This window comes from Armatimonadota bacterium (assembly GCA_031081585.1).
Taxonomy (GTDB): domain Bacteria; phylum Sysuimicrobiota; class Sysuimicrobiia; order Sysuimicrobiales; family Humicultoraceae; genus Geohabitans; species Geohabitans tengchongensis.
This window is the reverse complement of the sequence record JAVHLY010000018.1, coordinates 40,886-59,207: the sequence shown is the minus strand read 5'-3', so window position 1 is coordinate 59,207 and position 18,322 is coordinate 40,886. Positions and strand designations below refer to the sequence as shown.

General features: G+C 66.9%; 20 protein-coding genes. All 20 read right to left on the bottom strand.

Going from position 1 to position 18,322, the window contains the following annotated elements; translation table 11 throughout:
* Nucleotides 1-160: 160 nt before the first annotated feature.
* Nucleotides 161-745: a glycosyl hydrolase 108 family protein gene (locus RB146_08805; protein ID MDQ7829081.1), complete on the bottom strand. Its 585-nt coding sequence runs from the start codon at nt 743-745 to the stop codon at nt 161-163.
* Between the two features lie 5 nt (nt 746-750).
* On the bottom strand, nt 751-1,161 hold the full coding sequence (locus RB146_08800; protein MDQ7829080.1) for a hypothetical protein: 411 nt from the start codon (nt 1,159-1,161) through the stop codon (nt 751-753).
* A gap of 12 nt (nt 1,162-1,173) precedes the next feature.
* On the bottom strand, nt 1,174-2,991 hold the full coding sequence (locus RB146_08795) for a hypothetical protein (protein MDQ7829079.1): 1,818 nt from the start codon (nt 2,989-2,991) through the stop codon (nt 1,174-1,176).
* 1 nt (nt 2,992) lies between these two features.
* Nucleotides 2,993-3,613: a phage tail protein gene (locus tag RB146_08790; GenBank protein MDQ7829078.1), complete on the bottom strand. Its 621-nt coding sequence runs from the start codon at nt 3,611-3,613 to the stop codon at nt 2,993-2,995.
* Nucleotides 3,614-3,623: 10 nt separating this feature from the next.
* A complete protein-coding gene (locus RB146_08785; protein MDQ7829077.1) occupies nt 3,624-5,516 on the bottom strand; it encodes a putative baseplate assembly protein in 1,893 nt (630 codons plus the stop codon).
* A 9-nt stretch (nt 5,517-5,525) separates the two neighbouring features.
* Entirely contained in the window at nt 5,526-5,843 is a 318-nt protein-coding gene (locus tag RB146_08780) for a GPW/gp25 family protein (protein MDQ7829076.1), read from the bottom strand.
* Nucleotides 5,844-6,165: 322 nt separating this feature from the next.
* Nucleotides 6,166-6,540: a DUF4406 domain-containing protein gene (locus RB146_08775; protein ID MDQ7829075.1), complete on the bottom strand. Its 375-nt coding sequence runs from the start codon at nt 6,538-6,540 to the stop codon at nt 6,166-6,168.
* Nucleotides 6,537-7,988: a terminase family protein gene (locus tag RB146_08770; GenBank protein ID MDQ7829074.1), complete on the bottom strand. Its 1,452-nt coding sequence runs from the start codon at nt 7,986-7,988 to the stop codon at nt 6,537-6,539. Before RB146_08770 ends, RB146_08775 begins: the two co-directional genes overlap by 4 nt.
* Nucleotides 7,924-8,460 (bottom strand): hypothetical protein, encoded by a 537-nt coding sequence (locus RB146_08765; protein ID MDQ7829073.1) that lies wholly within the window; start codon nt 8,458-8,460, stop codon nt 7,924-7,926. Before RB146_08765 ends, RB146_08770 begins: the two co-directional genes overlap by 65 nt.
* On the bottom strand, nt 8,453-8,950 hold the full coding sequence (locus RB146_08760) for a host-nuclease inhibitor Gam family protein (protein MDQ7829072.1): 498 nt from the start codon (nt 8,948-8,950) through the stop codon (nt 8,453-8,455). The genes RB146_08765 and RB146_08760 overlap by 8 nt, the downstream gene beginning before the upstream one ends.
* Entirely contained in the window at nt 8,938-9,198 is a 261-nt protein-coding gene (locus RB146_08755; protein ID MDQ7829071.1) for a septation protein SpoVG family protein, read from the bottom strand. Before RB146_08755 ends, RB146_08760 begins: the two co-directional genes overlap by 13 nt.
* 10 nt (nt 9,199-9,208) lie before the next feature.
* Complete coding sequence (locus RB146_08750) at nt 9,209-9,652, bottom strand: hypothetical protein (protein ID MDQ7829070.1); 444 nt, start codon at nt 9,650-9,652, stop codon at nt 9,209-9,211.
* Nucleotides 9,653-9,830: 178 nt separating this feature from the next.
* On the bottom strand, nt 9,831-12,848 hold the full coding sequence (locus RB146_08745) for a CHC2 zinc finger domain-containing protein (protein ID MDQ7829069.1): 3,018 nt from the start codon (nt 12,846-12,848) through the stop codon (nt 9,831-9,833).
* The gene (locus RB146_08740) at nt 12,832-13,281 is read right to left on the bottom strand and encodes an ERCC4 domain-containing protein (GenBank protein MDQ7829068.1); all 450 of its coding nucleotides are present in this window, start codon (nt 13,279-13,281) and stop codon (nt 12,832-12,834) included. Before RB146_08740 ends, RB146_08745 begins: the two co-directional genes overlap by 17 nt.
* Complete coding sequence (locus RB146_08735) at nt 13,278-15,374, bottom strand: AAA family ATPase (GenBank protein MDQ7829067.1); 2,097 nt, start codon at nt 15,372-15,374, stop codon at nt 13,278-13,280. Before RB146_08735 ends, RB146_08740 begins: the two co-directional genes overlap by 4 nt.
* A 77-nt stretch (nt 15,375-15,451) precedes the next feature.
* Nucleotides 15,452-15,922: a DUF669 domain-containing protein gene (locus RB146_08730; GenBank protein ID MDQ7829066.1), complete on the bottom strand. Its 471-nt coding sequence runs from the start codon at nt 15,920-15,922 to the stop codon at nt 15,452-15,454.
* A 3-nt stretch (nt 15,923-15,925) separates the two neighbouring features.
* A complete protein-coding gene (locus tag RB146_08725) occupies nt 15,926-16,978 on the bottom strand; it encodes an ATP-binding protein (GenBank protein ID MDQ7829065.1) in 1,053 nt (350 codons plus the stop codon).
* A 4-nt stretch (nt 16,979-16,982) separates the two neighbouring features.
* Complete coding sequence (locus tag RB146_08720; GenBank protein ID MDQ7829064.1) at nt 16,983-17,840, bottom strand: PD-(D/E)XK nuclease family protein; 858 nt, start codon at nt 17,838-17,840, stop codon at nt 16,983-16,985.
* On the bottom strand, nt 17,803-18,003 hold the full coding sequence (locus RB146_08715) for a hypothetical protein (protein MDQ7829063.1): 201 nt from the start codon (nt 18,001-18,003) through the stop codon (nt 17,803-17,805). Before RB146_08715 ends, RB146_08720 begins: the two co-directional genes overlap by 38 nt.
* Complete coding sequence (locus tag RB146_08710; protein ID MDQ7829062.1) at nt 18,000-18,266, bottom strand: hypothetical protein; 267 nt, start codon at nt 18,264-18,266, stop codon at nt 18,000-18,002. Before RB146_08710 ends, RB146_08715 begins: the two co-directional genes overlap by 4 nt.
* Nucleotides 18,267-18,322: the final 56 nt, after the last annotated feature.

Sequence of the window (18,322 nt, the reverse complement as noted above, 5' to 3'; positions counted from 1 at the left end):
CTCCGGCGAGCCCTACAGCAAGCCATGGGGAGGGAGGTGACAGCGGCGTGATCATGCCGGCGCCTTCCCGAATCTCAACGAACTTTGGTATTGACTCCCGCCACCAGTACCATCGCGGTAGTTTCACTCATCGCGTATCACCTCCTTCCTTTCGGATTCCTCAATCGCGTACTCCCACCCGGACCTTGAGCCACCCGGGTACGAAGGACTCGAACTTCGAGTCGCGCTCGGCGAGCTCGATGTACCGGACGCACTGGAGGGAATCGAGCGCGCGCAGGACGCAGAGCCGATACCAGGGCGCGAGGGAGAGCGCCCGCCTCAAGGCGTCGATGGTCCGGGGGCCGACCACGCCGTCCACCACGAGGTCGGGGTATTTTGTACCCTTCCCGTTCAGGACGTTGAGCGTCCGCTGAAGGAACTTCTTGGCCACGGCCAGCCCGCAGTTGACGCCCGTGTCGAAGAGCTCCTCGGCGATCTCCTGGTCCGGGATCTCGTCACCCTTGAGGTCGTCCCAGTACCTGCGCCGATAGATGTCGAGGACCTTCGGGTACGGGATGTCGCGCATCGGGCCGGCGTAGCCGTTCCCGAGGGCGACCCTGCGCGTGACGCCGAAGTTGGTCTCGCCGCCGGGGTCGTCCGGGTGGTTCACGTATCCCGTCCGGCCGGGCACGGGCCGGCCGTCGGAGCCAAACTCGACTCCCTCGTGCCGCAGGACCTTGAGGATCGCCCGGTCGAAGTCGGCCATCGCGGTCACCTCATGACCCGTTCGAGGAGCAGCGCCAGGAGCGCGATGAGCGTCCCGTAGAAGAAGAGGCGAAGAGCCAGCCACAGGCGGCCGTACTCCTCTCGATTCGCCTCCGCGTCGGCCTTCTTCCCCACCTGCTCGAACAAGGTCCCGATCTCCGTCTCGTGGACCCGCACCTTCTCGAAGTACTCCCGGTCGGTCTCCTCGCGGCCGTTCAGGTGGTCGATCACCCGCTCGACCTTCTCCTCGAGGCGTGGCAGGACGCCGTTGAGCTCACCGCGCAGCCGCTGGAAGCCCTCGCGCACCTCGGAGAGGGACTCCGTGTTCCTCTCCAGAGCCTGGCGGAGGTCGCGGGCCTCCACTTGGAGGCCGGTCACGTCCGCTTGCAGTTTCGAAGAGCGATCCGCCTGGCTCATGTCAGCGCTCCGCTACGAACCGAACGGCCCGCTCGGGCTCTCAATGTCCTCGAAGTAGCCGTAGGAGCCGACCCTATGCGCGTCTACCGAGCCGCCGCCGAGCTGCTGGAAGTGCAACTGGAAGCTGTTATCCGGGATGAGGATGTAGGGGCCTTCCTGCACGGCGCCGAAGCCCTCGAAGCCCATGCCGGACGCTCCGAGAGCCACGTGAGCCGCGGGCCGCACGCGGATGTGCGACTCAACGTCGTACATGACGAGGATGGCCGACGCGGTCGGCGGCATGAAATTGGCCACGCTCACGGTCAGGCCGCCGCCCACGCCGCCGTTGACGATGTCATTCTGGTTCTCGAGCCCAGAGAACGCGCCCGAGCCCGCGGCGTCCCGCCAGACGGTCAGGTTCTTTGACCGGGTGAAGCACCGGAACTTGCCGACTTGGCGGCGCACGCTCCCGACAAACAGCGCGGCCAAGGTGGGATGTCGTCCGATCTTTGTGGGGATCGTCTTGGAGAGAAAGGCGGTGAAGTTCGTGGCCGGATCGGGTTCCGGCTTGACGTAGACGTAGTACCAGGTGTTGTCCGTGGCCGTCTGCCCCGACTCCAGGTTGAAGGTGAGGTTGATGTTGAGGCCCGCCGTATTCGCGCGGACCTCGGCGTCGACCGAGATCTGGCCGGGCTCGACGCGGATCGTCTGCTCGTCGATCCAGGCCAGCCGGCAGCCCCGCACGCCGTCGAGGAAGCTCAGGGTGTCCAGCTTCACCTTGTCCGCGACCGACATGAACCCGGCCTCGGTCGGCGTGGCGGCGGCATGTTCGGCCCCTCCGAGACCCCGGTGCGGCGAGCCGTCGAGAAGGTCGGCGTCCAGGCCCGAGCCCGCGCCGTCCACGGTCTTCAGGGCGTCGAGGATCTCCTGGGCCGTCTGGTCCGCCGTCGCGCCCGCTTCGATGCCGTCGAGCTTGGCCTTGTCGGCGGCGCTCATGGCCCCGCGCGCCGCGGGCGTCGCGTCGTTGATCCCGAGGGGGATGTCGCCGGCCGTGCCGCCGCCGGTGAGCGGCGCGGCGGGCGTGATCTTGGTGATACCCTTGAATGAGCCGTCGTCGTTCAGCATCACGTCGAGGCGCTCGTCGAGCGACGGCTTGGTGCCGCGCGCCGTTACCACTTCGCTTCGGACCGGAGCCACGATGCTGTCGGCCTTCGAGACTGTGGCGATGGGGTTCGAGGCGCTCGGGTTCTCCATCCCGTTGAAGGCGTCCGCCTCCGCGGGGTCCACGTCGGAGAGGTCGCGCAACGCCGTGACCTCCTTGCCGGAGTACTTCACCTGCCGGAGGTCGATTTCGTTGAGACCAGGGTTGTTAGGATCGGCGGCGTTTCGGATCGCCGTGGCCCCCGCCCCCAACCGGAAGCGCGCGAGCTCGACTGCGGGCGCGCTCGGGACCTGAGTGGTCGCCTCGAGGACGAAGCTGTCCTGGACGTACTTGTTCTGGCTCGCGCCGAGCTCGTCGACGAAGTAGGGCTCGGTCTCGAGGGTGTTGTAGCGGAGCGTGATGTAGACGGTGACCTCGCCGGAGGCCGGGACGAGTGCCGCGCAGTCGAGGTCCTGGGGCGACTCGGCCTCGGGGTCGTTCCCCTCGGTGTCGAGCGCGCGCCCGGCGGCCACCTGGACGGTGAGCGACGGCGGATTGGTCTCGGTCACGCCGAGGTCGCGGACGACGCCTTCCGAATGCTCGTGGGCGAGGTGCTTCTTGCGCTTCTCGTTCCAGTAGGTCTGCTCGGTCTCCGCCTCGACGCGGTTCACGAACAGGTATTTGCGCCAGAGCAGTTTCTTCAGGGCCACGTCAGCCTCCTACCTTCGTGTCCGCACCGACCGTGGAGCGCACGCCGATCTTCCAGAAGGACGCGAACCAGCCCACGTGGACGAGCTCGGTGTGCGCCGGCTTCTCGATGAGCACGCGCTCGCGGACCTTGTCCTTGGGCATCGCCTCGAACTCCTCGAAGGTCGCCACGAGCACGCTGAAGCGGTGGGCGTTCTCCTCCCAGGTGCCGTAGACCCGGGTGTCCACCTCGACCGTCGAGCGGACGCCGATCCGCCAGCCCGCGCCGAACTCCTCGACGATCTCCGGCTTGATGCCGGTGTAGATCTCCACGAACTGCCTGATGCCCTCAATCGTCCCGCGGATGGTGTAGAGCTGCACGATCCGGCGGATGAGCTCCCGGCGCTTCGACTCCTCCCAAGTCTCGTCGAGGAGGAGCGCGACCCACGAGGCGAGCCAGGGGAGGAACCGCGCGTCGGCCCGCTGGGCGTTGAGCTGGCGGTGGAGCCCGTAGACCTCATCCTCGATCCCCTCGAGGACATCCGCGAAGAGACCGAGGAGCCGGTACGTGAGCCCGTCCTTTCCCTCCCGGCGGTAGATGCCGGGAAGGGATCGGAAGAGGGTGTCCTGGACGGTTTCGGGCATCGGTTTTCTCTCACGCCGCCACGTTCACGATCAGGTCCTGGACCCGCGGGAGCTGGAAGTCCTCGATGGGCACCGTGGCCGCGGGAACCGCGATGCTTTCCACGTGGTCCACGCCGCCCACCCGCTCCAGAAGCTCGAAGATCTCGGAGCGGAAGACGTCGCGTCCAAACTCCCAGCCGCTTCCGCGCTCGCTCGAGGTTCCCGCGACGTAGGCTACGGCCCGCGCCGGGTCGCCCCCAAACTCGGGGTCGTAGTACTCCTGGATCACCGCGCGGAGGGTCGCTTCGAGCTCCACGGGGTTCGCCTCCGGGGTCTTCACCACGGTCACGGTGAGGTCCACGGGGATGAACTCCGTCTCGACCACGAAAATCTGGGTCGTGACGAGGCGGCGCGCGTCGAGGTATTCGCGCACCTGGTTGCGGAGCGCGAGCGAGAGCGGCGCGCCGCCCTTGGGCAGCACGATCACCGAGACGAGGCCGGGCTTGGGCGTCGCGGGATCGGCCGGGTCGAAGAGCGGGAGCGTCTTCGCCCGGGCGATGCCGGTCGAGCTCTCCAGGGTGAGCGTCTCGAAGTCCTCGGCGACCACGGCGCGGTTCCGGGTGCGGAGGACCTCCGCCGGCCCGCGCAGCATCGCCTCCTGGATCGTCTCCTCGTTGCCGCCGCCGGAGGCCGGCTCCTTGTTCGTGACCGAAGCGATGAACGGGTGCGTTTGGCGGAGCTGGATGATCGTGCCCGCGCCCACGTTGCCCTTGATCCCGCCGCCGAAGCGGTAGGGCCGGGCGCGGACGTTCCCTGTTCCCTTGGCCGGAATCTTTCCCTTGCGGCCGTCGCCGAAGAGGATCTCGCCCGTTCCCCGGTTCACCATGTAGTGGCGGTCCGTAGGCCCCGACGCGGAGAAGTCGTCCACCTCGGTCCACTCCTGGAAGCCCGCCCCTTCGTCCACCACGACGGTGAGGTCGAGGACCGGGACCTTGGAGAGGAAGTACCGCTGGTCGGGGGTGCCCTGACTTGAGCCGAGGATCTCCTCGGGGACCGCCACGGCGTTCGAGCAGGAGACGCGCCCCAGGATCTGGTCGATGTCGAGCTTGCGGAGCGACGCGAAGACGCTTCCCAGGTCGACGGCCGTGATGCGATAGCGGAGCCACGTTGCCCGCACGCCGGCGACGGTGGTTGCGTCCCATCGGGCAGGGACCTGGAACGCGACCGTGCCCGACTGCGTAAAACCGAGCGTGCCGTCCTCGACGTCGAGCGGCTCCCAGGAGCCGGTGCCGTCAGGCCGGGCCTCGAAGAACTCCCACGCGCCCGTGACGCCGGCGGCGGGAGCCGCCACGTCGACGATCAGCTTCTCGAAGTAGTTGTCCTCGTCGTAGGCGAGGTAGATCGCGTCCTCAACCGTGACCGCAGGGAGGGGCGAGAAGACCGTCGCGGGATCGCGGGCGTCGTTCGTGAAGTCCGCGAGCGTTCCGCCCTGGTCCGCGATGAACTTCTTGAGCTTGGCCGCGTGGATGACAAGATCCTTGTCCGTGGAGAAGACCACCGGCTTCTCGCCGCCCGCGCCCGAGGTCGAAACCTGGAAGCCCTTGAGGACCGTGATGTCGAAGGAGGGCTTCGCGGTGGTGCGGAGGAAGCAGAAGGCCTTGGCCGAGGAGGGCGGCGTGAGCGTCACGCCGATCATGTTCAGGTACTCCCGCATGTGCTTGGGGAGCACCTGGTTCAGGCGCACGATGAGCTGCTCGATCTGGAGCGCGAAGGCCTCGGCAAGCGTGATGCCGGGATCGGACAGGTTGTGGTCGGTCCACTCGGGCGCCCGCTCCGGGATGGCGCGGACGATCTCGTCCTTGATCGCGCGCCAGTCGCGGTCGTCGAGGTTCGGAACGGGAATGAGCCGACCCTTCACCGCCATGGGGTCACCTCAGGGAAGCTCCCCGGAGAAGAAGGGCACGACCACGTTGTCTTCCCGGTTCGTCTGCCGAACGATGTAGCGCACGTCGATCTCCATCCGTTCTCCCGCGGGCCGCGCCCGGACCTCCTTGAGGACGATGCGCGGCTCCCACCTCTCCAGGGCCTTTCGCACGAGGAACTCGATTCGGCCCGCGAGGTTCGCGTCGTTGGGGTCGAAGACCAGGTCCGCGAGGCCGCTTCCGAACTCGGGCCGCATGACGCGTTCGCCCAGGCGCGTCCCGAGGACGATCCCGATGGCCTCTCGGATGTCGTCCTCGCGGGACCGCATCCGAATGCCGCCGGTGTCGCCCACCTGGATGGGGAACGCCCAGGCCGGGGCCGGCGGGGGGCCGTTTTTCTAACGGCGTCGCGGGTAAGGGTTCCCCAAGGCGCGCGCCGTGGCGCGCCCCGTGGCCCCCAGGGCGCAACCCTGCGCCCCGTTGGGCCTTTGGGCCAGCCCGAGCCGTCGCGTCAAAGACGCCACGTATGGGCGCGTTCCTGAAACCTCCAGTTTCAAAGGCCGCCCGGGCAAAGGCCTCCGCTACCATTCGCCGAACTCTGCCCGGCCGCTTCCCGCAACCCCAGGGCCTCGTAAACGGAACTGCCATCTACTACATGGACCTCGTGTGTGCGTGGGTGTGGAGAACCCTGGCGTAACGGTCCCGTCCGACTCCTGACCGGAGCGCATCCACGTCGATCCGATAGACGGGAACGCCCAGCCGCATCGCCTCCGCGATCTCGCCCGCCATGCCCTCGCTCACGTCGTCGGCGCAGACCCACATCTCGTCCGCGCCACGCAGGAGCGCCAGGCCGTGTTCGAGCGCGAGCTCCCGTTCCGTGGCCTCGGCGATGTAGGCGGGCAGGAGGAGGTGCGGTGCGAGCGGAACGTAGTCGCGCTTGACGGCCGCGCAGATGCGGCGGACGCGCTCCAGGTTGGCGGCAACGTCTCCCCTGAATGGATGGCAGATGTAGACGACCTTCATCATACGATGCTCGCCGAAACCTTCTCCCTGGCCCGCCGGCGCTCCGCGCCCAGGCCCGCGGCGTGGACCGCCAGGGCCAGGGCCCAGAACTTGTCCGCGTGATGCCGCTCGTTCTTTTCCGTGTCGAAGCGCGCGTAGCCCGCCTCGGTCGGCGTCTTCTTGATCGAGTGGATCTGCGCGGTGAGGTCGCGCGTGCGGGGAATGGCGACGGCCTCGCTCTCGAAGGCGATCTTCAAGTTCACGGCCAGCGACTCCTTGACCTGGCCGACGAGCGCGACACCCTCGACGCGCGAGCGGTACTCGGTGCGGAGGTTCTCGGCGAGGTTCATTCCGATCCCGTGCCGGTCGATGCAGAGGCGCCGAATGCGCGGCGACGCCTTGAGGAGCTCCCGCAGGAATGCCTCCTGCGCCTGGAAGCGGGAGCGGTCGAACGATTTCCCCATGCGGTAGGTCACGCGCTTGGCGGTCCTCTCCAGGACGATCAGCTCCGACGTGTTCCGCGTCCGCCCCACGTCGAATCCGGCGAAGAGGTCGCCCTCGGTGTTCTTGAGGAGCGAGTCGATGGTGTCGTAGGTGTCGAGTTCGTCCTCGCAGCAGGCGAAAATGAGGTCGTAGGGGAAGAACGTCTGGCTCTCGTCGTTGAACGAGAGCTCGTACTCCTGCCGGAAGTCGTCGCGCTCCATCGTGTGGAAGATGTCGACGAGCGTGGGCTGGCCGAAGGCGTGGACGCGCTCGGCGGTCTCCAGGCCTGGGGCTTCGACCTTCGCCCGGGCGACGTCCGTGCAGAACTCCGGGCAGGCCCACCACGGCACCGACTGCCGCGTGAACATCGGATACTTCCGCCGCTCCTCCTTCATGATCTCGTGGAAGAGGTCGCCCACGGTGAGTGGCGTGGACCCGATGGTGAGCTGGCCATCCCCGCGGGAGACGATGGGCACGGCGGCGACGTAGATGGCGCGCTGCTTCTGGCCATAGTGGGCGAACTCGTCGAGGAAGACGTCCGCCTTGTGCTTCCCGCGCGGGTCCTTGCACGGGTGCGAGATCAGCCGCGAGCGGTAGCGGCCGGACGGGTCCTCGAACTCGATGGAGGTCTTGTTGTCGACGACCTTCTTCTTCTGCCACTTGAGCGGGAGCGAGTGGTAGAGCTGGTTGGCGTAGCGGATCTTCTCGACGGCCTCCTCCAAGTTGATTGAGACGAAAATGGCAGTGTAGTCGCGCCGGAGGTGCGCCTTGGCCAGCGCCTCCGCGGCGCAGACGAACGAGAACCCGACGCCGCGCGCCTTCTCCCGGGCGCGGAACTTCGACGTGTCCCGGAGGTGGTCGAGCTGGTAGCCGGTCAGGCGCGTCGGCTTCTCGTCGACGTCGGTCAGGCCCTGGAGGAAGCCTTCACTCGTCGCCAGCCAGCGGCTCAGTTCGTCCGGGCTCGGGGTTTCCTTCGTCACGATCCGCATGGGCGTTCCTGTACCTCTCCGAAATCTCATTGAGCGTGATGTCCGTCTTCACCGCGACCAGGGTGTGCGGCCGGGGCTTGTAGTCGCCTTTCTCCTCGGCGATGAGGCGCATGAGCTCGCGCACCTCCGAGAGGAGCGCCTTGGCGTCCGCGGCGGTCTTGGCTCGGATGTTCGGGAACATCTCCTTGATCTTGGCGACCGCGAGGCGCGCGAGCTCCTCGTAGGTCTTGAGCCGCTCCTCCTTGAGCATGAGGCCGTACTGGAGCTCGCTCTCGGAGAGCTCCCGCCAGGCCTTCTCGAGCTCCGCCTGCCAACCCGGATGCTTCCGGCCCTTGGCGTCGATCCAGCCGCGTTCCCACTTCGAGAGCGTCTTGTCCGAGACGCCGATTTCGCGGCAGATCTCGGCGAAGGTCTTCCGCTGGAGCCGCAGGCGGAACGCCTTCTCGCGCTTCCTGGCGTAGCCCTCACGCACGGCGATCCCCCTTCTTCAGCTGGACGGCGATGCTGTAGTGGTCGACCACTTGGGCCGCGCCGCCCGGCAGGCCGGGGAGCTTCCCCTCGGCGATTAGGTGAGCCACGGCCTTCTCGTCGAAGACGTGATCCACGAGGTCGAGGCGGTCCGCGCGGTCCAAGGCGTCGAGGAGCGCCTCCTTGTCGCGCACGACGAGCTCGCGGTCGGTCCGGCGGGTCACCTTGCCGCAAGGGAGCTCCAGGGTCTTCGTGCCCTCGTGGTGCTCCGCCCAGAGGTCGAGGATCGCCCGCCGCAGGCGCTCGCGCTTCTCCTTGAGCGGCGCGAGCTCCTGCTCGAAGGTCTCGGACTCCTCGCGGATTCTCTGCATGTAGAAACGGACGTGCATGTTCCGTGCGTGCTCGATGCCGCGGATCTTCCGGCCCAGCGCGGCGACCTCCAGGCACAGGCGGTCGAGCTCGACGGTCACGTCGGTCTTCTTCACGCCCGGCATGGGGCCTCCCCGCACCGAAGCTTGCCCAGGATGGCCTCGTCGAGCGCCCGCTTGGCCTCCCGCGTGATCGGGTTGAAGTAGAAGTACTTCTGGTCGGAGCGGCTCCGCTTGCTCGGGTAGGTCAGCACGAACTCGCCGTTCCGGCCGCGCCGGATGGCGATGTTGTTCAGGTAGAGCGCGCCGTTGACGACGCACGAGGCCCAGCCGACGAGGCCGTCGCCGCCGTCGTCCACGAGGCGGACCTTCACCTCGCTCACCTCAACCGGCCCGCTTTTCACGTTTCGTGGTTCCATGGGTGTCACCTCCCTTCGGCGGTTCGAGCCGCCGCGCGAGCGGCGAGTCGGACGGGATGATCCAGCCGCCGAACTTCTTCTTGACCAGGTGGATGGTCTTGAGGAACTGCGGGTAGTCGGGCGCGTCCTTGTGCCGGTAGAGCTCGTCGATCTCCGGCGGGAAGTAGATGACCTTCCCCGGATGCGCCTTCCGCGCCTCCTTCAGGTGCTGCTTCTCGAAGACGACGAGGAACTGTTCGTCGTCCAGGAGCCGCGACTCGAGGACGAGCCACCGCACTCCGGGCGGCCCCGCGGGCCACGAGGCCGACGCCTTCGGGTCTGGGGTCGGCGACGACGCCTGGACGGGGGCGGGCACCGCCGCCGACTTCTCGGCGCTCGTCGTTCCCCCGGCCAGGTCTCGCAGCTTCATTCATTGCCCCTTCCCGAACCGAGGGGGTCAACCTCAAAACGCGAACAACCCCTTGCTGCACAATGAGTTATCGAAAGGCCCCCTCCGAGGTTGACCCCCGAGAGGGCATCAACGCGTTCACCCTGGAAGTCAGCTCGCGCCTTACTTCCAGGGTGGCCCCAATTTTTCGTGCGCGGGGTCAACCTTCACCTCCGCTTTCCGACAAGTCCTTGAACCTCAATGAGTTATCGCAATTTTGAGGTTGACCCCCACCCCCAGCGGCGTCGCGGAAGAACTCGGGATGGGCCTTGAGGAACCGCCGGAGGAACTTGTTGAACTTCGGCTTCTTCACGTAGCCGTCCCTCGTGCTGTCGAGGAGGTTGAAGCGCTTGAGCAGGCGGATCGACCGCTTGACGGTCTCGACGCTACAGCCGACCTGCTCCGCCAAGTCATCCCGGCGGATGACGCGGGTGGTCCGCAGGACGAAGAGCAGGCGGGGGAAGTGGTTCCGCTCCTCCTCGTCGTGGGCGAAGCGCTGCTGCTCCCACTTCTCGAGGAAGGCCTTTTCGATCTTTTCGTAGTCGAGGAGCTGGCTCCCGTGGCGGGCGATCTCCGAGTAGTCGTCCAGGGCGCAGTTCTCGTGCGAGTAGAGCCGCGAGAGGAACTCCGCCGCCATGCGGACGTGCTTGGGCTCGATGACGAGGCGCGCGAAGTTCTCGTCCGCCGAGACGAGGAGGGCCGCCAAAGCGGCCGCGACGCGCGCGAGGTTGTTGCGGCAGTCCGAGAGCGTGATGAGCGGCACGTCCACGGCGTAGCCATAGACCGCCGAGAGCTCCTGGGCGCGCTGGAGGCAGAAGTCCTCGGCCTCGGACGTGAAGATGATCTGCTCGGGCCGGAGGTTCCACGCCCAGTAGACCACCGCCCGCAGCATCTCGGGCGTGATCCGCCGCCGGTTTCCCTCGGCGCGCTTGCGGTTGATGAAGGAGAGGTCCTTGAGGTCGCCGGAATTGGCGAAGACGGCGACGTCCGTCCGGCGGATGATCGTGGGCGGGAGGATCGTCGTGAGCGACTCGCACCCGAAGGAAAAGCTGTCCATCACCGCGTCCTTCTTCGGGTTGGCGATCATGACGAGCCGCGTCTGGCTCTCGTAGCCTTTGGACTGCACGCGGTCGATCTGGAGGAACCCTTCCTCCATCGCCTTCGAGATGGTCCGCAGGTCCCAGTCCGGCAGGTGCTGGGCCTCGTCCACGGTGAGGATCTTCCGCGAGTTCGCCGGGTAGCGGCCGACCTTGACCTGCCAGCCCTTCTGCTTGTGCTCGACCAGGGCGTAGGCGAGACCGGTACGAGAGCCCGTCAAGCCGGAGAAGCAGTCGCCGATGTTGATGAACTCCGCGATCCGCTGGTGCGTCTGCGTCTTGCCGGAGCCCGAGTCGCCGATGATGACGGTCACAAGCCAGCCCCGGATGATCTCCGCGTTGAAGGGAATCCAGCGGGGCGAGCAGTAGGTGAGGAGGATCGCCACGAGGATCTCCTCGCGCTCGTAGACCCGCGTGACGTTCTCGGTGAGGTCCTCCAGGATCTCCGCCCACGAGAGCGACTGGAACGCGCGCAGGTGCTGGAGGTTCTCCTCCACGCGGAAGCTCTCGAAGTCGTCCTCGAGCGGCTCCATGGAGTCGATGAGGAACGTCACCTGCTGGGTCTTGGGGTGGCTCTTGACCCAGCCCACGGCGAGGTAATTGCCGGGCTTGGGGTGCTCGCTCGAGAGGTAGTAGACCCGCTTCTCCAGGAGTTCCTGCTTCTTGCCGTCGATCACCTGGATGACGTTTCCCTCCTCGTCGCGGGTCTGGGTGATGCGGTTCACCTTCTGATGGCAGAAGAACTCCTTCACCGTGGTGCGCCGCAGGATCTCGATGGTCGGCTTCTGGCCGTACTTGCAGGCGTACTCGCGGAGCATCGCCTTGAGCTGGACGTTCGTGGACATGCAGGAGCCGATGTACTCCTGCGCGCCCTTGGGGATCACGGCGGGCTCCACCACGCCCTTGCACTCGAAGCAGCCGCCCTTCTGCATTCGGGGGCAGAACGTGATGCGGAACTCCTCGACGGCGTGGAACGCCTCCGAGGTCTCGCCGCAGGCCGTGATCTCGCAGCGGACCTTCTTGTCGATGAGGTCCTTCCGCTCGACCTCGGTGAAGGACTCCAGCGCCAGGATCTCCTCGGGCCGGTCCTCCGCCTCGTAGGAGTGCGCCGGCGTGTCGTCGATCAGCTTCTGGAGGTCGGCCGCCGTGAGGCCGCGTTTGTGGAAATAGTCGGTGACATCCTTGTCGTCCTTGTCCCCCTTGAGCGGAAGGACGACGTTCTTGACCGAGGCGGCGCCCGCGGTCTTGAGCGCCCGCAGGACGACGTTGCTCGCCGCGGCCTGGCCCTCCCGGTCGCAGTCGTAGAGGACGACGACGTCCTTGTCCTTGAAGTGGGCGATCCACTCCGGCCGGAAGACCGACGCGCCGTGCGTGCCGGTCACCGCCATGAAGCCTTCCTGCTGGAGGACCAGGCGGTCCCACTCGCCCTCGCAGAGGATGACCTGCTTACCTTGGTACTTGACGAGTTCGTCGATGCCGTAGAGGCGCGCGGGCGAGCCGTACTTGTAGCGGCCCTCGGTGTAGTTGATGATCTTCGGGTCCTTCTTGGCGTTGTAGAGCCGGACGTTCATCACGTTGCCGCGCTCGTCGCGGATCGGGATGGTGTTGCGCTGTCGCTTGGGGTCCCAGCCGATCTCGTACTTCTTGAGCGTCGCGTCGGAGAGCCCGCGCTTCTCCCGCAGCCACCGGCAGACCCCTTCGTCGGCCCAGAGGTCGCCGACCCACTGCTTGACGAGGGCCTCGCGGATCGGCGGGCGCGGCGGCTTGTCCGCGAAGGGGCGCGGCACGCCGACGCGGTCGCCGACCTCGAGGAGCGCGTCCTTGAAGCTCTTCCCCGAGGTCTGCATGAGGTAGTCGAAGGCGCTCCCCTTGCCGCAGCCCGCGAAGCAGCACCACCGGCCCGAGTTGCGGTTGAACGCGAAGGACGGGTTCTTGTCCTCGTGAAACGGGCAGAGCGCCGTCACCCAGCCGTCCGTGGAGGGCTTCTGCTTGGCCAGGCCGTCGAAGAGGACCGAGAAGTCCCCGACCCTCTCCAGGACCGCCTGCTTGTAGCGCTTCCAGAGGTCATCCTGATCCGGCATCCGCGTCTCCGTTCTGGTAGCGCCAGAATTTCTCGAGGAGCTGCCGGGTCAGGGCGTTGCCGTGCAGCCGGTCGCCCGCGAAGAACAAGCACACGCGGTACTTGACCGACCAGGCCACGATGGAGCTGGCCGCCGCCTTCGGATTCATCCGCGAGAAGGCCGGCGCTTGAAGGAAGTCCGGCAGGGACGTCTCGATCACGATGGCGGCGTAGTCGAACTGGGAGAGCCGCTGGAGCTCCCGCTCGAATCGTGCGCGGCCCTGGCCGAGGGAGGAGTAGGCGTCCTCCTTGGTCTTGCGCTCGATGGCGATCCGGTCCTCGAGGCCGACGATGGAGTAGTCCCCGGTCGGGAGCGTCTTCACCTCGGAGCGGGCGAAGCGGTACGGCTTCTGCTCGCGCGTGTCGATGGCCACGACGATTTCGGGCGCCGTCATCGCAAGAGCTCCTGAAGGCGCGTGTGCCGTCGCTGCGGGGCATTCCGCTGGATGATCTTGGGGACCTCCTCCCGCTGGCCCACGAGCACGCAGACTTCCCGGGCACGGGAGACGGCCGTGTACAGCCACTGCCTCTGCATGATCAAAGGCCCGAAGCTGCGGTGGATGGGGACCACGATGATCCGCGCCTCGCTGCCCTGGAACTTGTGGCAGGTGATGGCGTAAGCGAGCTCGAGGTCGTTCTGATGGAGCGGGACCTGAACCACGCGCTCGGGGTTCTCGAACGCGACCGTGATCGTTCGGTCGCGCTCGTCGATGTCGCGGACGTACCCGATGTCGCCGTTGATGATGTCGAGGTCGTACTGGTTCTTGGTCTGGATTACCTTGTCGCCGACCTTGAACCGGACGCCGTCCATCTTCGGCTTGGGGTTGAGCCGGCGCTGGAAGACCTCGTTCAGGGCCTTGCAGGAAAGCGCGGTCTTCTCCCGCAGGGGCGTGATGACCTGGACCTCCTTCAGCGGGTCCGCGTGGTACGACTCCGGGAAGCGGCGCGAGACGAGCTCCAGGATGGTCTCCTGCATCGACTCCTCGTCCTCGCGCTTGAGGAAGAAGAAGTCCCGCACCGTGGAGTTGCCGAGCTCGATGTCCTCGCCGTTCTTGATCCGGTGGCAGTTGCGGATGATGAGGCCCTCGTCCTGGCGCTTGATGATCGTGAGCTCGGTCGAGGGGATCGCGCCCGAGGCGATGAGGTCCTTGAGGATGTTCCCTGGGCCTACGGAAGGGAGCTGGTACGTGTCGCCCACGAGGATGAGGCGCGTGCCCGGCGCGACGGCCTCGAGGAACCGCGCCATGAGCGGCGTGTCCACCATGCTGACCTCGTCGAGGACGATGAGGTCCGCCTCGACCGGATTCTCGGCGTCACGCGTGAAGACGAAGCGGTCGCCTTCCTTCTGCGGCTCGAGAAGCTTGTGGATGGTGAGCGCGAGGCGGCCGCTCTGCTCGTAGACGCGCTTGGCCGCCTTGCCCGTGGGGGTGGCGAGCGCCACGCGAGCCTCCGGGAACGAGCTGATGATCCGCTTGATCGTGTAGGTCTTCCCCGTGCCCGGCGCGCCGGTCAGGATGAAGACGCCGCTCGATACGGCCTTCGAGAGCGCCTCCTTCTGGTCGTCGGCCAGGCCCTCGAAGTCGGGCTGCCCGGGCGGGAGCGTCTGGCGGGCGAGGACCTTCAGCTTCTCCGCGATCAGCTTCTCGTCGTCGTGGTAACCCTTGAGGTAGACGAATCCGTCGGCGGAGATGACGAGGCCGTCCTTCTCCAATGGTCCAAGTTCAGAACCGATCCGGTCGGGCGGGACGGCGAGGATCTTCTCCGCCTCCGCGAGGAGCTTCGCCTTGGGGAGGCACGTGTGGCCCTGGCCGAACGCCTGCTCCTTGAGCGTGTGGATGAGGCCCGCGCGGATACGGGGCGGGCCGGAGAAGTCGTAGCCGATCTTCCGGGCCACCTCGTCGGCGGTGAGGAACCCGATGCCGTCGATGGCCTCGATCAGCGCGTAGGGGTTCTCGCGGATGCGCGCCAGCGCGTCCTGGCCCCACTTCTCCAGAATCTGGTTCACCGCGCGGCGGTTGACCTTCGTGCCGCCGAGGAGGTCCTTGAGGGCGAGCTGGAGGTTTTCGTTGGCCTCGTTGTTCCGCAGCATCGCCGCGATCTCCTTGGCGCGGCGTGGCGTGATCCCGCTGATCGCGGCCGCGACCCGGTCCGGGTCCGCCTTGCAGACCGCGAGCGTCTCCTTGCCGTAGGTGTTGACGAGGCGCTTCCCGATCTCCGGCCCGATCCACTTGCAGTTGTCCACCAGGTAGCACTGGATCGCGGCGAGGTCGGTGGGATACGAGGCCCGGTAGTCCGTGAAGGCGAACTGCTCGCCCCAGCGGGGATGGTGCTCCCGCCGCCCGCGGAACGTGTACTCCAGCCCGACCTGCGGCGAGAGCATGCTGCCCTTCACGGTGGTCCCGTCGTCCAGGACTCCGATCAGGAAGTTCCCCTGGTGGAACTTGATGGTCGATAGGACCCCCTGCAGTTGTTCGTGGCCGTCGTGCATGATCCCCTTCCAAGTTCTTCAGCAGCCGATCCGGTAGCGCCCCGGATCGACAGGACCTCAGGGCGCGCGCCGCCGACTCAGAAGGGGAGGTCTTCCTCGCTGTCGTCCTCCGCGCCGCCAGTCTTCTCGGCCTTCGGGGCCGCCGGCGCGGGCGCGGCGTCGGCGCGGTCGTAGCCGGCGAAGGGGACCACGTTGCGCTTCTTGGTGTTGCCCTCCTGGTCCTCGTACTCCTCGGTCTCGACCGTCACGTAGCAGCTCCGCCCCTTGATTACGGCCGGCGTCAGGTCGAGCTCCCCGGTGACGTTGAGGCCGAGGCGGGAGCAGATGAGCTTCACCCGCTTCATGGCCGCGTCGCTGAAGACCATGTTGTCGAAGATGTACCGCCCCCGGTGCGGGCCGGACTCGACCACGAACCGGAGCTTCCACATCTCGTCGCCGTACTGGGTCGTCGCCTCCTCCACCTCCGCCACGCGGCAGAGGTACTTCCCGTCCGGCAGCGGGGAGAAGTCCTGGACGTCGTCCACGTTGTTGAAGTCGATCTTGGGCATGGCTTACGCCTCCTTTCCTGAATTCACGGCCCCGCCCTTCGCGGCCAGGGCCGACTCGAACTTGCCGACGATCACCCGCGCGTTCTCCTCGGTGAGGTCGTCGAGGCTCTCCGCGCCGTAGGCGGCGAGCCTCTTGGTCACCTGCTCCGGCGACAGGCCGAAGCGCGCGATGTGGTCGCGGATCTGCCGCTTCTGCTCGTCGGTGGCGAAGGCCGTGGGCCGCGCCTTGCGGGCCAGCGCCTTCTTCCCGAAGAGCTCCTCGAAGCGGGCGTAGGACACCTCGAACGCGCCGGCCGGGAGCTTGTTGGAGCGATCCTTCAGGCACTCGCCGAGGAACCGGCCCTTGTCGTCCCGGTAGAGCCGGACGATGGTGTCGAAGAGGTAGGGCAGGGACTTCTCGCCGTCGAAGGTCTCGCCGATGGCCTTCATGAACGCGCCGTCGGCGTACTGGACCTTCTGCCGCGCCGTGACGATGACGTTCATGTCCAGCGCGATCAGCTTGCGGATGAGGTCCTTGAACTCCGCCTTGACCGTCATCCAGTCGCGGGGCTGCAGGTCGTAGAACTCGAACTTGTAGCCCTTCGACCCCTTGTTGCGCCGGAGGAAGACGTCCGACCACTTCTTCTGGAGCGCGTCCCAGTAGACTGTGATCGGGTCGATGACGAGCGTCCGGTAGGCGTGCGGGTGCGTGAGCAGCCACTGCACCGCCTCCATGACCTCGTCCGCCGTCGAGGCGCGCAGGACGTCGAAGTCGAAGGCCTCGCCATAGAGGTCCGCCCCGCCCTCGAGGTCGATGACCACGGGCTTGGGGAACTGGAGCGAGAGCGTCGTCTTGCCTACGCCGGAGTCGCCCCAGAGGAAGAGCTTCAGGCGCTTCTCCAGCGACCGCGCCTTCTGGAACGGCGATCCGTCCTGGCCCTTCTTGGAGAAGTCCACGTGGATCGCCTTCTCCGGCGTCTCGGCCGCCGGGCCCCCCGGCGGTCCTGCTCCCTGCGCCCCCGCCTGCGCCGGCGCGCCGGCGGGCAGGTCGTCGGGCAGGGTCACGTTCGTCTTCATGGCGTCACCTCCCGTTCTTGCTTCCCATGCAAAGGCCCCAGTACCCGCAGAAGCGGGGACTGCAGTGCCAGCCGTTGGGGTTGGGGTAGAAGATTCCCGAGTCGATGGCCTGGCCGACCTCCTCGATCAGGCCGAGGAGCCAGCGGCAGTCGTCGTTCGTGCGCCGCGTGTGGAGCTGGACCGCCCGCGGGTTCAGCGTCTTGACGATGGCGTCCATGCGGAGCCCGGGCTCGGCGCGGCCGTGCGTCGTGCGGTAGCCCAGCGCGTAGGCCGTGAATTGCAGGTCCTTGTCCAGGTCCTCTTGGCGCGGGGCCTTGCCGTAGGCCTTGTTGTCGGCGATGGTCCCGTCGCGTTCGACCAGGTCCCACACGCCAACGAGGTCGAAGGGGAAGTCCTCCCCGAGGTCCACGGTGAATCGCTCCTCGACGAGGAGCGGCCGGACCGCCGGCGCGATGGTCTTGTGGTGCGCGGCGACGATGGCCGTGCCCTGGTCCTTGAGCTTGCCGGGCTTCTCGTCCGGCTCGAACGCGATCTCCTCGCTCCCCAGCGCGACGTCGAACTGCGCCGCGAAGAACTCCTGCATCTCTCCCAGGGTCAGGTCGCGGTCCGACTCGATCTTCTGGCGGTAGTTGCGCTCGACGGTCTGGTGCCAAACGCGGCTCTGGACCATCGCCCCCGAGGGTGGGGCCTTGATCCCGCGGATGTAGCGGTACTCGTACTGCCGCGGGCAGCGCAGGAACATGTTGAGCTGCGTGAAGCTCAGGTGCCGCTTCTCCGGCCGACCCTCGATCGGTCCCGGAGCGCCGACGCGGGCAACGGCCGGATCAATGGGCTTCGGGCTGCTGTGCGGCGTTTCGTTCATGAGTTCGTTCCTGCTCGCGCTTCGGTAATTGCTCGCCGTCGTGCTTCGCCTTGAGAAAGTTCACGATCAGGTCCGCCACGACATCGACCACCTCGTCGGTCTCCTTCTCGGAGAGCGTGTGGAAGTGGCGCTTGAGCTCGATGGACGGCGTCGGCACGATCACGCCCTCCTCAGCGAGAGGAGGAAATCCTCGATGGCCGGGTGCGGCTTCAGGTTGGGCCGCCGGGGCGGCGCAGCGTCTCCGTCGGCCGGGGCTTTGTCCTCGAGGCGGCGCAGGACCTTCCCGCGGATCACGTCGAGGTTCTTCACCAGCCTCCAGACCAGGTCGTCGTCCATCTCGTGGACCGCGACCAGGCCGCCGATGACGAGGGCCTCCTCCTCGAAGAGGTCGTCGATCAGTTCTTTCGCTTCGGCTTTGCTGATCATGGCGTCCTCGCCTCCTTCGTCCGTCGCGTCATTCGCCTCCGTGGACCAAAGGGGGG

Excerpts from the sequence above, each read along its gene's own strand:
- RB146_08805 (MDQ7829081.1), bottom strand. The coding sequence starts at position 745 with ATGGCCGACTTCGACCGGGCGATCCTCAAGGTCCTGCGGCACGAGGGA.
- RB146_08800 (MDQ7829080.1), bottom strand. The coding sequence starts at position 1,161 with ATGAGCCAGGCGGATCGCTCTTCGAAACTGCAAGCGGACGTGACCGGC.
- RB146_08790 (MDQ7829078.1), bottom strand. The coding sequence starts at position 3,613 with ATGCCCGAAACCGTCCAGGACACCCTCTTCCGATCCCTTCCCGGCATC.
- RB146_08785 (MDQ7829077.1), bottom strand. The coding sequence starts at position 5,516 with ATGGCGGTGAAGGGTCGGCTCATTCCCGTTCCGAACCTCGACGACCGC.
- RB146_08780 (MDQ7829076.1), bottom strand. The coding sequence starts at position 5,843 with ATGCGGTCCCGCGAGGACGACATCCGAGAGGCCATCGGGATCGTCCTC.
- RB146_08775 (MDQ7829075.1), bottom strand. The coding sequence starts at position 6,540 with ATGATGAAGGTCGTCTACATCTGCCATCCATTCAGGGGAGACGTTGCC.
- RB146_08770 (MDQ7829074.1), bottom strand. The coding sequence starts at position 7,988 with ATGCGGATCGTGACGAAGGAAACCCCGAGCCCGGACGAACTGAGCCGC.
- RB146_08760 (MDQ7829072.1), bottom strand. The coding sequence starts at position 8,950 with ATGCCGGGCGTGAAGAAGACCGACGTGACCGTCGAGCTCGACCGCCTG.
- RB146_08750 (MDQ7829070.1), bottom strand. The coding sequence starts at position 9,652 with ATGAAGCTGCGAGACCTGGCCGGGGGAACGACGAGCGCCGAGAAGTCG.
- RB146_08745 (MDQ7829069.1), bottom strand. The coding sequence starts at position 12,848 with ATGCCGGATCAGGATGACCTCTGGAAGCGCTACAAGCAGGCGGTCCTG.
- RB146_08740 (MDQ7829068.1), bottom strand. The coding sequence starts at position 13,281 with ATGACGGCGCCCGAAATCGTCGTGGCCATCGACACGCGCGAGCAGAAG.
- RB146_08735 (MDQ7829067.1), bottom strand. The coding sequence starts at position 15,374 with ATGCACGACGGCCACGAACAACTGCAGGGGGTCCTATCGACCATCAAG.
- RB146_08730 (MDQ7829066.1), bottom strand. The coding sequence starts at position 15,922 with ATGCCCAAGATCGACTTCAACAACGTGGACGACGTCCAGGACTTCTCC.
- RB146_08725 (MDQ7829065.1), bottom strand. The coding sequence starts at position 16,978 with ATGAAGACGAACGTGACCCTGCCCGACGACCTGCCCGCCGGCGCGCCG.
- RB146_08720 (MDQ7829064.1), bottom strand. The coding sequence starts at position 17,840 with ATGAACGAAACGCCGCACAGCAGCCCGAAGCCCATTGATCCGGCCGTT.
- RB146_08710 (MDQ7829062.1), bottom strand. The coding sequence starts at position 18,266 with ATGATCAGCAAAGCCGAAGCGAAAGAACTGATCGACGACCTCTTCGAG.